Source organism: Streptococcus sp. 2741 (assembly GCF_013276315.1).
Lineage (GTDB): Bacteria > Bacillota > Bacilli > Lactobacillales > Streptococcaceae > Streptococcus > Streptococcus pseudopneumoniae.
On the sequence record NZ_VMKU01000106.1, the window covers coordinates 1 to 2,857 of the forward strand.

Here is a 2,857-nt window from a genome sequence, read left to right on the forward strand (position 1 = left end):
TTGAGGTTGCAGATAGAACACCATACCTACGGCAAGGTGAAGCTGACGTGGTTTGAAGAGATTTTCGAAGAGTATTAACTCATCAAATTTGTAAATATCATGAGCCTTCTCTAGGCATCATAACCAATATCAAAAAAGGCTAATTCTAAAGCGACCGCTTGATTCCAGCGTTGCTGAAGCTCTGTCAAATCTTCTCGACCTTTTCCGACACGATTGAGTTCGTCAACCAGAAATTGAACCCACTCTGCAAAGAAAGGACCTCTGTGGAGATTGATCCATTCCGAATGAATATAGGCTTCAGGAAGAGCCAAAGTTTTAGAACCCCAGTCTAAATAGAGTCCTTCTGCAATGACCAGCATGACCAAAAGATGGGCATAGTCTGATGAAGCCACTGCCGAGTACATTAGATTCTGAAAGGCTTTTGTTACAGGGTGCAAGCTCACTTCTAGATAGTCATTCTCAGATACGTTTAACTCTTTGAAAGCCTTTTGGAAATAGCCATCTTCATCTGCTTCAAGAAAGCCTAGTTGTTTGGCAAAACGAAGCTTGGATTCAAGCTGGTCTGCGTGGGCTACGCAGGAACCCAACATGGATAAAAAGGCATCAAAGAAGTGATAATCTTGAATCAGGTAGTCTTTTAAGGCCTTATTCTCAATTGTCCCTGCAAAAAGTTCCTTAACAAAACGATGATTGATTGCAGCCTGCCAATCCTTCTGACTGCTTTTTAATAATTCTCCAACAGTCAAACCTGGCTGAAATGCATAAACCTGTGTTTCCATATTTACTTCTCCTCTCTTTACTTGTTAGTAATTAATAAAACACCAAGAAATACCAAGTAAAATCGTAATTCCACTTGATCCTTTTAAAGAACATCGAGGGCATTTGCAGAGAGCTACCTAAACAAGCCTACCCAGTTTTATATAAACAAAAAAACTCCAATTACAATCAAGAATTAGAGTTGACTTACAAGATTAGACCGTTCATTTCACCATACGAAAAAAACTGTTCACATTTCCCTTCGCCAGTCTTAACTGTATCAGGTTCAATGGGTATCATCTCAGCCTAAAGCACCCCAAATGTCTTTATTATTTAATTACTAGATCATTATAACAGAAATTGAAAGCCCTAGCAAGATATTTGACCGAAAAATATCTTTATATAGTTTTTGATAGCGATTTATTCTTCCAATACACGAAGAAAAACCTCCACATTCAGTGGAGGCAATCTCTTTTATCAATACAATTTTAAGTCACGAGGGTCAACTGGGAAGGTTGGGTTGTATGGGTTGTGACGAAGTTTGAAGTGTTTGACATCTTCAATGGTCTGAGTTCCAGACAATTGCATAACTGTCTTCAATTCCGCATTCAAGTGTTCAAAGACTTGACGCACACCAACACTACCACCAAGAGCCAAACCATAAATAGCAGGGCGACCAATAGCTACCAAGTCTGCTCCTGAAGCCAAGGCTTTAAAGACGTGTTGACCACGACGAACACCAGAGTCAAAGACAATTGGCACACGTCTATCAACTGCTTCTGCCACTTCTTGAAGCGAGTCAAAAGCAGCTGGTCCACCGTCGATTTGACGACCACCGTGGTTGGTTACCCAGATACCAGAAGCTCCCGCAGCAAGTGAACGCTCAACGTCCTCACGGCATTGTGGTCCCTTGACATAGACAGGAAGTCCAGAGTATTCAGCGATAAATTCTACATCGCGTGGAGACAAGCGCTGTTTAGCTGATTTGTAAACAAAGTCCATTGATTTACCAGCACCTTCTGGCAGGTATTCTTCAACAATCGGCATGCCAACTGGGAAGACAAAACCATTACGCTTATCCACCTCACGATTGCCCCCTACAGTAGCATCTGCCGTCAAGACAATCGCTTTATAACCTTCAGCCTTCACACGGTCCATGATGTGGCGGTTGATACCGTCATCCTTACTAAAGTAAAATTGGAACCAATGAGGTGTCCCTTGAAGGGCTTCAGAAATCTCTGGAAGGTCAACAGTAGAGTAAGAACTGGTTGTATAAAGAGAACCGAACTCATGCACACCACGCGCAGTCGCCACTTCACCCTGTTCATTCGCTAATTTATGAGCCGCAACAGGCGCCATAATGATTGGTGAGGATAGTTTTTCACCTGCAAATTCAATCTCTGTACTTGGATTTTCAACATCGCAAAGCGTATGTGGAACGATGAGTTTGTGGTTAAAGGCACGGATATTCTCTCTTAAAGTGAAAGTATCTTCTGCCCCACTAGCAATATAGCCAAATGCTGCTTTAGGGATCACTTGTTGCGCCATTGGCTCCAAATCATAGGTATTAATGAAATCTACATGCCCTTCTGCATTGCTTGTTTTGTATGACATAAACTGTCCTCCTTGATTAAGTAAGCGTTTGCTTTTTACTATACATCTATAATAACTCTTTTTTCAATCATTTTCAAGAGTTTTGCTTAAAAACAATCTTATTTTTCATACAATATATTAGCCCTACTTTCCTTAAACTCTAAACTTTAGTCTATATTAAGTGAATCGTTGAGATTTTTTGCTGCCAGGCATTTGAACTACTTTTTTATTTGCTGATTCTATCTACTAATGCTATAAAAACAAGTAAATAAGACACCAGAACATCCTCTAATAGGGCCTATGGACTTATATCAGTTATTTAGTTTTAAAAAAGCGTTCCAAACATTCAAAAATAGTTGGGACTTCCCTTAATAAATCTGTTCCTTTCTTTTTCAAGATAGCCCATGCTTGCTCAATAGGATTCAAATCCGGTGAATATGGCGGTAGAGGTAAGAAAAAGGGTTTATCTTGGATGCAGAGTTCATCCAAAATGTTCTTGGGATCAAAA

At 40.2% G+C, this 2,857-nt stretch carries 3 protein-coding genes and 1 riboswitch; all 3 genes read right to left on the bottom strand.

Features of this window, described 5'->3' with window-relative positions; translation table 11 throughout:
• Positions 1-110 precede the first annotated feature (110 nt).
• Complete coding sequence (locus HT671_RS09160) at positions 111-779, bottom strand: TenA family protein (protein WP_138703456.1); 669 nt, start codon at positions 777-779, stop codon at positions 111-113.
• 217 nt (positions 780-996) lie between these two features.
• A riboswitch (TPP riboswitch) is annotated at positions 997-1,085 on the bottom strand.
• Positions 1,086-1,233: 148 nt separating this feature from the next.
• Positions 1,234-2,370: an L-lactate oxidase gene (gene lctO, locus HT671_RS09165; RefSeq protein WP_000120708.1), complete on the bottom strand. Its 1,137-nt coding sequence runs from the start codon at positions 2,368-2,370 to the stop codon at positions 1,234-1,236.
• A 294-nt stretch (positions 2,371-2,664) separates the two neighbouring features.
• Positions 2,665-2,857 (bottom strand): transposase (locus tag HT671_RS09170; protein ID WP_172923137.1); only part of this gene is annotated, 193 nt, incomplete at its 5' end.

Excerpts from the sequence above, each read along its gene's own strand:
- HT671_RS09160 (WP_138703456.1), bottom strand. The coding sequence starts at position 779 with ATGGAAACACAGGTTTATGCATTTCAGCCAGGTTTGACTGTTGGAGAA.
- lctO (WP_000120708.1), bottom strand. The coding sequence starts at position 2,370 with ATGTCATACAAAACAAGCAATGCAGAAGGGCATGTAGATTTCATTAAT.